The following is an 8,295-nucleotide window of genomic DNA, read 5'->3' as shown; positions in this document are numbered from 1 at the left end:
GGATAGACTGGTTCATCATTGTGACATTATTGAAACAGGCAATGAATCATTTAGGTTCAAAAACCGGTCTTAAAGTGGTGCACTTTTAAAGCATAACTGTGGCTCACTTTTAGACCATAATTGACAGGCTCAGGAACTGCACGACAAGTTAAAGTCTGATTATTGGCGAGTAGACCGCCTCGGAGAAATGCCGGAGATCATGTTCGAAGAGGCTTGTTTGCGCTGGATTGAAGAGAAAGCGGAAAAGCGCTCTCTTGATACGGATAAAAGTCTTATGGGGTTTTGGTTATCGCATTTCGAGGGGGTAAAGCTGAAGGATATTATCGAAGTAAGGATATACGCGGCGATCAGCAAGATGACAAATCGAAGACATGAAGAGAACTGGCGGATAATGGCAACATCAGTCGCCAACAAAGGTAAAGAGATACCCACATTTAAGGCTAAACCATCATCTACAGCAACAAAGGCGGCACACCTTTCTTTGATAAAGTCGATAATGAGGGCGGCGGAGCGCGAATGGAAGTGGCTCGATAAAGCACCTCTCATTAAGGTGCCACAGCCGAAGAATAAGCGCATTCTCTGGCTAGAGCCTCATGAGGCTATTAGGCTAATCAATGAATGTCCAGAACCATTGAAGTCCGTTGTGCGGTTTGCGCTGTCTACCGGCCTGCGTCGTTCCAATATTATCAACCTGGAATGGCAACAGATAGACATGCAGAGAAAGGTTGCATGGATTAATCCGGAAGATAGCAAGTCAGGCAGGGCTATTGGCGTAGCCCTGAATGATACAGCCGCAAAGGTTCTTAGGGAACAGATTGGAAAGCATAACAAATATGTGTTTGTTCATACTCACGCCTCAAATAGGTCTGATGGTTCATTAACGCCAGAAATAAGGAAATTACGAGTTGATAGTAATAAAGCTTGGTATTCGGCATTAAAAAGAGCCGGAATAGATAATTTCAGATTTCATGATTTAAGGCATACATGGGCAAGCTGGTTAGTTCAATCCGGAGTTCCTATTTCTGCATTACAAGAAATGGGTGGTTGGGAGTCAATTGAAATGGTGAAAAGATATGCCCATCTTTCACCGAATCATTTAAATGAACATGCCAGACAAATAGACGCAATATTTAATGATTGTGTCCCAAATATGTCCCATGAAATAGATTTGAAATTAGAGGTTAATTCTAAGTGATTGATTCTGTTGGTGGGTCGTGCAGGGTTCGAACCTGCGACCAATTGATTAAGAGTCAACTGCTCTACCAACTGAGCTAACGACCCAACGGCGATAATTATTCTCCTGTTGGCCTGAGCTGTCAAACACTTCATCAGATTTTTCTCTTTATACCCTAGGTATATTCATTGCTGTGGATTAATTATGCATCTGTTACTTGCGATTATTGTTAGTTATGTAACTTCATGTTGTAATTCCATGCGCTGTGATGAACTTAACAAAATTCAGTGTGTGAAATATAAACACTGGAAAACGAGGCGTATTGTGTAATTATTGTTGCAGAGATATTAAATAATTCGAAAATTGTATTTAAAGCATACAAAAAAGCCAAAGACAGACAGGGTAAGACCAAAGAGCCAACATAGAGCTCAACAACTTCACAAATACAGGAAGAGGGAATGGGAAAGATGGTAGACCAATCCAAGATAGTGGCAGAGCCTTTGCCGGAACCTGAAGAGCACCTTCAACGAAGTCTCTCCAACCGCCATATTCAGTTGATTGCCATTGGCGGCGCCATAGGGACTGGCTTGTTTATGGGATCGGGTAAAACCATCAGCCTTGCCGGGCCGTCGATCATCTTCGTTTATATGATAATCGGCTTTATGTTGTTCTTCGTGATGCGAGCAATGGGTGAGTTGCTGCTCTCGAATCTAAAATACAAATCATTCAGTGATTTTGCTGCGGACTTGCTTGGCCCATGGGCAGGCTTTTTCACGGGCTGGACTTACTGGTTTTGTTGGGTCATCACCGGTATCGCCGATGTCGTCGCCATTACTGCCTATGCGCAATTCTGGTTCCCTGACTTTTCGCAATGGGTCGCCTCATTGTTAGTGGTTTTACTGCTGTTATCTCTGAATCTGGCAACAGTAAAAATGTTCGGTGAGATGGAATTCTGGTTCGCCATGATTAAAATTGTGGCAATCGTGGCGTTGATCTTCGCCGGTCTGACGATGGTCTTAATGAGCTATCAATCCCCATCTGGCACGACGGCCTCATTTACTCATTTATGGAATGATGGCGGCATGTTCCCGAAAGGAATCAGTGGCTTCTTTGCTGGTTTCCAGATTGCCGTTTTTGCCTTCGTCGGTATTGAATTAGTTGGGACTACCGCTGCTGAAACCAAAGATCCTGAAGTGGTATTACCGCGCGCGATTAACTCCATTCCGATCCGCATCATCATGTTCTATGTCTTCTCATTGATTATGATTATGTCCGTGACCCCCTGGAGCTCAGTGGTCGCCGATAAAAGCCCATTTGTTGAGTTATTCGTTCTGGTCGGTTTGCCTGCTGCGGCCAGTGTGATCAACTTTGTAGTGTTAACCTCCGCCGCCTCCTCCGCCAACAGCGGCGTGTTCTCCACCAGCCGCATGTTGTTCGGTTTGGCGAAAGAAGGTGATGCACCAAAGCAGTTTGGTAAGTTATCACGCCGTTCAGTCCCCGCTTCTGGGCTAACATTCTCGTGTGTTTGCCTGTTGGGCGGCGTGGTGCTAATTTACCTTATCCCGAATGTCATGACCGTCTTTACGCTGGTCACCACCGTATCGGCGATTCTGTTTATGTTCGTCTGGACGATTATCCTTTGCTCTTATCTGGTGTATCGCAAAAGACGCCCAGCGCTACATAAAAAATCGATTTACAAAATGCCAGCCGGGATCTTCATGTCTTGGGTGTGTATGGCGTTCTTTGCCTTTGTATTGGTTTTGTTGACGTTGGAAAGTGATACCCGCCAGGCGCTGATGGTAACGCCATTGTGGTTTGTCATCCTGACCATCGGCTACTTTATCTTGAAAAAACGCAGAACACGCCTGTACGAAAACAATAAACTGTAATCATAACCTGGCGTCAGAGATGTTCTGGCGCCAGTTTTAGCCTTAATGGCCCTGAACTAAGGGGCGGTTATTGCTTCGCGCAGCCGGCTGGGTGTTAAGCCAAAATGCTGCTGAAAACGCGAGGTAAAACGAGACGCCGATATATAACCGTGTTGTGCAGCGATTTCGCCTATCGGCAGTGACGTGGTTTGTAAAGTATGTAGCGCACACCCCATTCGTACCTCCTCCAGAATGAGACGAAACTGCCGTTCCTCTTGCATCAACTTACGCCGCAAAGTGGAATCCCCCATGTGCAGAGATTGCGCAACATCACTGACACTCCAATCACGGGCTGGGTCGAGCAGAATAATCTGCTGAACCTGTTCAGCCAGCTTATCCCGTCTGTCTATTAATAACAGTCCTGCATGTCCTGCCAGATGAAGGGCCAATAAAACGCCCATAGCAGAGTGTTGTGACAATGCATCGGGCGCATGGTTTTTCAGGTTGAGCAATAAACTCTCCCAAGCCCGACGGGTATTTACATCCAGAGGAACACATAAAGATGTGGCCGCGGCGGGCGCAGCCGCTAACGCGCCATACCATTGCCGGAACTGGCGCAATAAGCTTTGCGGCAGATAAACCATATCAGAACAGTAATGACCTCGATCTGGCGTATTGGCAATACTGACTTCGATGCCGGCGGGGAACAAAATCAGAGTCGATTGCCCGGCACTGGCTGCTTGAGAGCCCGATTGCACCAATTTACTGCCCTGCCGCACATGACACAGTGCAGGAGCAAACACCGTCACTCGGTGCAGTGTATGTGCGCGTCGGGCAACAATTTCAGCGCTCGAAACGGCCATCTGACTGTGGTTTATCTGCTGCATTTTGGGTGCTCTACGTTAAGGGTTAACGGCCATAAGTCGCCACTAATCTTGCCTTCGAAATGACATTGCTGTTAAGCATAAAGCCGACCAATGCGCCGCTGGCGTTGCCATCCAACGGCAATTTATCGGTTTTCAATGCCCAAACAGTAAACTGATAGTGGTGCGGTTTATCCCCTGCCGGCGGGCAGGCACCGCCAAACCCGGCATAACCGAAATCATTCCGCCCTTGAACGGCACCTTTTGGTAAAGCGCTTTGGGTCGTGCTGGCGATATCAGTGCGCTGCCCGGCATTGGTTGCCAGTTGATGAGTATCAGCGGAAATATTCACCACCGTCCAATGCCACCAACCACTGCCTGTGGGGGCATCAGGATCATAGGCCGTGATGGCAAAGCTTTTTGTGCCGACCGGAGCACCCTGCCATGAAAGCTGTGGCGATTGGTTCCCGCCTTCACAGCCAAACCCGTTATAGACCTGTTGAATTTGCAAGGATTTACCTTCAGACATGTCGGTACTTGTCACGCTGAAAGTCTGCGCCTGTGCCGATAATGAAACCGCGATAATCGCCAGAGACAGTGCTGCTTTTTTCATGTTCTTTCTCCTGTAAGGTGAGTGTCTAGCTTACGCAAACAGGCGGGTTGGCATTGTGCTAAAACGCTCTTATATTATGCCTAGAAGCTCAATACAGAGCGTTATCATATCAGCCTATTTATTCAAGATGCAGTTTGCCATCTTGCCAGGAGAGCTGAGTCACTGCTGAGGTCGCGACACCGTCGCTTGTTTCTCCTCCCACCCAAATCACTTTATCTTTATCTTGAATGGATACGCCATAACCCAGCGGCTGGGGTAATTTCCCCACCACCAGCCATTGATTATCCACCAGCGCATAAATGGGCTGTTGCCACTGTTTTTTCAGCCCTTTATGGGCATATAACTGACCCGCATTGAATTGCGTCCATGAGCCGGGGAAATTGGCCCCACCGCCCACCAACACCACATTATGGCTAACCCCGGAGAATGCCCCCGCCAGCCCTTCCTGTACCGCACCTTTTTCGGTGCCAATCAAATCCGGTCGCTGTTGCCATTTCAGTTCTGCGCCCTGTTTTTTACCCTGCCATACCGCTGCCGTGCGTAATCCGGGTTTAATTTCACCATTTATTAATATCAAATCCCCCTTTACAGCGGTGATGGCCGATCCCGCCGTGCCTAAAAAAGGCACCTGTCCGCCACTTTTCCACTGATTCTTGGCTGGGTTATACATCAGAACATCGCGGTTATAGAAATAGTCCGCCGGAGCTTGTTCAAAATACGCATTAATAACCGCATTTTTCTGGGTTTCATTACTGCCCACAGAGGCCAGATCCGTAAAGTAACCGTCGAAAATGGCTTTATTGACGCCCCCCAGCAGCAGCGCCTGAGTGCCATTCAATGTGGTTGCGGCGGTTCCCACCAAGCCGCGCGGTGCTCGTGTTGCTAACCGTTGCCATTGATTAGTTTGCGGATCATATTGATACACATCATTCAGTGCACTTATCTGTGTGTCGCTGGCGGTATTTTTACCCACACCACCAAAAACATACAGCTTACCGCTTAATGCTACAGTGACAGCCTGTTCACGAGGCTGCCCCGGGAAGTCGGCTATTTTCTGCCAACCACTGCTGGCTTTATCCGTATCAAGGCGATACCACGATTGACCGGCGCTACCTAAGCCAGCATATAAATTGTTATCAACCCGAGCGCCCGTCCCATACTTAAAGGCAACAGGTACATCGGGATAGCGTTCGGCATTGGCGTAAGGTAGTGAGAATGTGATGCAAAGAGTCAGCGCGCTCAATAGGATGACTTTTGTACTCAATTTTTTCTTATATTGGTGGTATATCTGAGTCATCAAGATGTTCCTCATTAATTAATCGCTATATTGGGTGAATGGTAATAACCATAAAACTCCACTTAATACTTTAAATTGGAGTTTTACTATCATTAAAGATATTAATCGGGCGCTACGTTGTCAATGTAGATAACAAGTCATTGTGGGCGGTGATCCTGTGTTCAATATTGTTCGTGATTAACTGGTTTACCTCCCCAAGCTATATGTGGGCCTGGTGGGTCGTTTTGGGGTTAGGTATTCCATTAGGTTTAAGAGCGATAAACCTATTCTTGCTCGGCAATTGGATGGAGCGCTGGCAGCAAAAACGCCTGCAAAAGAAGTTACGTAATTTGTAATCAAGCTGAGCAAATCAAAGCCACCAGATTGGGATGTCTTATTTCGGTGACTTTCAGTGCGGCCAGCATTGGCGTATGGTTAATAAGTGTCATAAGCAGCGACTATGATGACATCATCAACGTTATTCAATAAATATGATTGGAGCGAAGCGAGATGGCGAAAATTCTAGTGCTTTATTATTCCATGTATGGACATATCGAGACACTTGCCGGCGCAATTGCCGAAGGTGCCCAAAAAGTTAGCGGTGTTGAAGTGACCATTAAGCGTGTGCCGGAAACCATGCCAGCAGATGCTTTTGCCAAAGCCGGTGGTAAAACTGACCAGAAAGCACCAGTAGCAACACCGCAAGAGTTGGCTGATTACGATGGCATCATTTTCGGTACGCCAACCCGCTTTGGTAATATGGCCGGGCAGATGCGTACATTCCTTGATCAAACTGGAGGGCTGTGGGCAGCCGGTGCACTGTACGGCAAAGTCGCCAGTGTGTTTGCCTCTACCGGAACGGGCGGTGGGCAAGAACACACCATTACCTCAACCTGGACCACTTTAGCCCATCACGGCTTTATCATTGTTCCTATCGGCTATGGGGCCAAAGAGCTGTTCGATGTGTCGCAGACCCGTGGTGGCACACCTTATGGCGCGACCACAATTGCAGGGGGTGATGGTTCCCGCCAGCCAAGCGCTGAGGAGCTTGCCATTGCCCGTTTCCAGGGCGAACATGTGGCGAAAATCACAGCCAAATTAGCGCGTTAAATGGTCATGAAAAGCACCGCTAAAGTGGTGCTTTATTTCAAAATCAAGCTTCTACTTCTAATAGCCCTTGCGCTAAATAGTGGTTAGCATCTGCCACTCCCGGCAAGGTGAAGAAATAGCCGCCGCCAATGGGTTTCACATACTCTTCCAGCGCTTCTCCATTCAGCCGTTTTTGCACAGTCAGAAAAGCTTTTTCCAGGTCAGACTGGTAGCAGACAAATAAGAGGCCCATGTCCAATTGCCCCGAATTTGATACTCCCAGCGAGTAGCTGTAGCCACGGCGTAACATCAAGTTATTCTGTGTCTCAGCGGTACGCGGATTTGCCAGCCGAATATGTGCATCCATCTTAATCACTGTGCCGTCAGGGTCTTTGGTGTAATCCGGTTCATCATGTTCATGCACCATGCCCAAAGGCGCGCCACTGTGCTTATCGCGGCCAAAAATAGTTTGCTGCTCTTGCAAGGGCGTCCGATCCCAGAATTCCACTTTGAAGCGGATAATCCGAGCCGCCTGATAACTGCCACCAACTGCCCAGGCAGGTTCTCCGGCGTTTTCCTGAACCCAAACCACTTGGTTGATCAGCGGCTTATCACTGGTTTTCGGATTCGCGGTTCCATCTTTAAAACCCAACAAGTTGATTGGTGTTTCTTGACCTTTGCTGCGGGCAGCATGGGCAGAAATAAACCCTTCACGTTTCCAGCGGACACTGAGAAGATCCGGCGAGTGTTTGATGATATCGCGCAGTGCATGAATCACGGTTTCATTGGTGTTCGCGCAAATTTGCAGCAACACATCACCGTGGCACAATCCGGCATCCAGTGAGTCATTGGGGAAACGAGTCATTTTTTGCAGCCGCAGGGGTTTTTGCCCTTGCAAACCAAAACGCTCGTCAAACAGTGAGTCACCGACGGAAACCGTGATCGTCAGATTATCGGGGTAAATTTCTGGCCCCATAATGCCCGAATCCAGTGGCGGCAGTTTTGCGTTAATCGACGGCGCATGCCCGCCTGTGGTCAGAAAAGCAATTCGTGCAGTTAATAACGTGAATAACCGAATTAATGCTGCTTTATCTGTTGCCAGTACATCAAATGCCACCAGCATCATTGCAGCTTGCTGTGGGGTTAATACACCAGCTTGATGCTGCCCATAGAAAGGCTGCTGCTGCCAGCGCTCATCTTGCGCGGGTGCAGATTCGGGGGTTGGGCAATCCGCCGCGCGAGCTATTTTTGCCCCACCGAGCGCCAATGCCCCACTCATCATGCCCATACCGAGGAGCAAACGCCGACGGGACGGCAATTCCGCCCCGTTATCTTGCTGATACGGCCCGTGTTGCGGGCCGGTTTTCTTGCTCATTTTAATCCTCAGTCCAGACCCAATACGCCACGCAGTT

General features: G+C 48.2%; 7 protein-coding genes, 1 tRNA gene and 2 pseudogenes. 5 read left to right on the top strand and 5 right to left on the bottom strand.

Features of this window, described 5'->3' with window-relative positions; genetic code table 11:
• Both ACNSO8_RS00530 and ACNSO8_RS00525 read left to right on the top strand, forming a co-directional pair.
• Window positions 1-73, top strand: a 73-nt coding sequence (locus ACNSO8_RS00530) for an ATP-binding protein (RefSeq protein WP_072079411.1), incomplete at its 5' end; no start/stop codon positions are given.
• A 51-nt stretch (window positions 74-124) separates the two neighbouring features.
• Window positions 125-1,195 (top strand): annotated as a pseudogene (locus ACNSO8_RS00525) (site-specific integrase); the annotation flags it as partial.
• 10 nt (window positions 1,196-1,205) lie between these two features.
• Here ACNSO8_RS00525 and ACNSO8_RS00520 read toward each other — a convergent pair.
• A tRNA-Lys gene (locus ACNSO8_RS00520) sits at window positions 1,206-1,281 on the bottom strand.
• 360 nt (window positions 1,282-1,641) lie between these two features.
• Between ACNSO8_RS00520 and cycA the strand changes: the two genes are divergently transcribed.
• Entirely contained in the window at window positions 1,642-3,063 is a 1,422-nt protein-coding gene (gene cycA, locus ACNSO8_RS00515) for a D-serine/D-alanine/glycine transporter (protein ID WP_418393501.1), read from the top strand.
• A 56-nt stretch (window positions 3,064-3,119) separates the two neighbouring features.
• Here cycA and ACNSO8_RS00510 read toward each other — a convergent pair whose 3' ends face one another.
• From ACNSO8_RS00510 to ACNSO8_RS00500, 3 genes are all read right to left on the bottom strand, one after another.
• Window positions 3,120-3,929, bottom strand: a complete 810-nt coding sequence (locus ACNSO8_RS00510; RefSeq protein ID WP_418393500.1) for a helix-turn-helix transcriptional regulator — start codon at window positions 3,927-3,929, stop codon at window positions 3,120-3,122.
• Between the two features lie 22 nt (window positions 3,930-3,951).
• The gene (locus tag ACNSO8_RS00505) at window positions 3,952-4,518 is read right to left on the bottom strand and encodes a kinase inhibitor (protein ID WP_418393499.1); all 567 of its coding nucleotides are present in this window, start codon (window positions 4,516-4,518) and stop codon (window positions 3,952-3,954) included.
• A 118-nt stretch (window positions 4,519-4,636) separates the two neighbouring features.
• Entirely contained in the window at window positions 4,637-5,815 is a 1,179-nt protein-coding gene (locus ACNSO8_RS00500; RefSeq protein WP_418393498.1) for an N-acetylneuraminate epimerase, read from the bottom strand.
• 140 nt (window positions 5,816-5,955) lie between these two features.
• Here ACNSO8_RS00500 and ACNSO8_RS00495 point away from each other — a divergent pair.
• Both ACNSO8_RS00495 and wrbA read left to right on the top strand, forming a co-directional pair.
• Window positions 5,956-6,150, top strand: a pseudogene (locus tag ACNSO8_RS00495) (2TM domain-containing protein); the annotation flags it as partial.
• A 154-nt stretch (window positions 6,151-6,304) separates the two neighbouring features.
• Complete coding sequence (gene wrbA / locus ACNSO8_RS00490) at window positions 6,305-6,904, top strand: NAD(P)H:quinone oxidoreductase (protein WP_418393497.1); 600 nt, start codon at window positions 6,305-6,307, stop codon at window positions 6,902-6,904.
• 43 nt (window positions 6,905-6,947) lie between these two features.
• On the opposite strand, the gene efeB is transcribed toward wrbA, so the two are convergent.
• The gene (gene efeB / locus ACNSO8_RS00485; RefSeq protein WP_418393496.1) at window positions 6,948-8,258 is read right to left on the bottom strand and encodes an iron uptake transporter deferrochelatase/peroxidase subunit; all 1,311 of its coding nucleotides are present in this window, start codon (window positions 8,256-8,258) and stop codon (window positions 6,948-6,950) included.
• Window positions 8,259-8,295: the final 37 nt, after the last annotated feature.

It is taken from the genome of Yersinia sp. LJYL362, from assembly GCF_048323875.1.
Note: the sequence above shows the minus strand (reverse complement) of the source record. Positions and strands in the feature narration are given on the sequence as shown.

Excerpts from the sequence above, each read along its gene's own strand:
- cycA (WP_418393501.1), top strand. The coding sequence starts at position 1,642 with ATGGTAGACCAATCCAAGATAGTGGCAGAGCCTTTGCCGGAACCTGAA.
- ACNSO8_RS00510 (WP_418393500.1), bottom strand. The coding sequence starts at position 3,929 with ATGCAGCAGATAAACCACAGTCAGATGGCCGTTTCGAGCGCTGAAATT.
- ACNSO8_RS00505 (WP_418393499.1), bottom strand. The coding sequence starts at position 4,518 with ATGAAAAAAGCAGCACTGTCTCTGGCGATTATCGCGGTTTCATTATCG.
- ACNSO8_RS00500 (WP_418393498.1), bottom strand. The coding sequence starts at position 5,815 with ATGACTCAGATATACCACCAATATAAGAAAAAATTGAGTACAAAAGTC.
- wrbA (WP_418393497.1), top strand. The coding sequence starts at position 6,305 with ATGGCGAAAATTCTAGTGCTTTATTATTCCATGTATGGACATATCGAG.
- efeB (WP_418393496.1), bottom strand. The coding sequence starts at position 8,258 with ATGAGCAAGAAAACCGGCCCGCAACACGGGCCGTATCAGCAAGATAAC.